General features: G+C 66.8%; 1 protein-coding gene. It reads right to left on the bottom strand.

Translation table 11 applies throughout. From position 1 onward, the window contains the following. Nucleotides 1-692 (bottom strand): acetoacetyl-CoA reductase (gene phbB / locus ROTAS13_RS25465; RefSeq protein ID WP_075823729.1); only part of this gene is annotated, 692 nt, incomplete at its 3' end. Nucleotides 693-698: the final 6 nt, after the last annotated feature.

The raw sequence follows: 698 nt of genomic DNA, 5'->3' as shown, positions 1-698 counted from the left end.
ATGGTCGAGCCTGTGATGAACTCGGCATCGTCGGCGGTGAGGAAGCAGACGCCGCGCGCGATGTCGTCGGCCCGGCCCAGCCGGCCGACGGGGATGCGGGCGATGATCTTCTCCAGCACGTCGGGCGGCACCGCGCGCACCATCTCGGTGTCCACATAGCCCGGCGCGATCGCGTTCACCGTGATGTTGAACCGCGCCCCTTCCTGCGCCAGCGCCTTGGTGAAGCCGTGGATGCCCGACTTGGCGGCGGCGTAGTTCACCTGCCCGTACTGGCCCGCCTGGCCGTTGATCGAGCCGATGTTGACGATGCGGCCGAACTTCCGGCCCGACATGTCCTCCCAGACCAGCTTGCACAGGTTGAAGCAGGAGCCGAGGTTCGTGTCGATCACCTCGTCCCACATCCTGCGGTCCATGCGCTTCATGGTGCCGTCGCGCGTGATGCCGGCGTTGTTCACCAGGATCTCGATCGGGCCGTACTTCTCCCGGATCCCGGCCACCGCGGCCTTGCACTGCTCGAAATCGCCGACATCGAAGCGGATGCAGGGAATGCCCGTGCGCTCCGTGAAGGCCCTCGCGGCCTCCTCGTTGCCCGCATAGGAGGCCACCACCGTGCGGCCATGGTCCTTCAGTCTCTCGCTGATGGTTGCCCCGATGCCGCGCTGACCACCGGTGACAAGTGCGACGCGTGCCATGCTCTG

Origin of the sequence: Roseomonas sp. TAS13 (assembly GCF_001950415.1) — a bacterium.
GTDB classification, from domain to species: Bacteria; Pseudomonadota; Alphaproteobacteria; order Acetobacterales; family Acetobacteraceae; genus Roseomonas; species Roseomonas mucosa.
The sequence above is the reverse complement of the archived record's forward strand: the minus strand, read 5'-3'. Positions and strand labels throughout refer to the sequence as shown.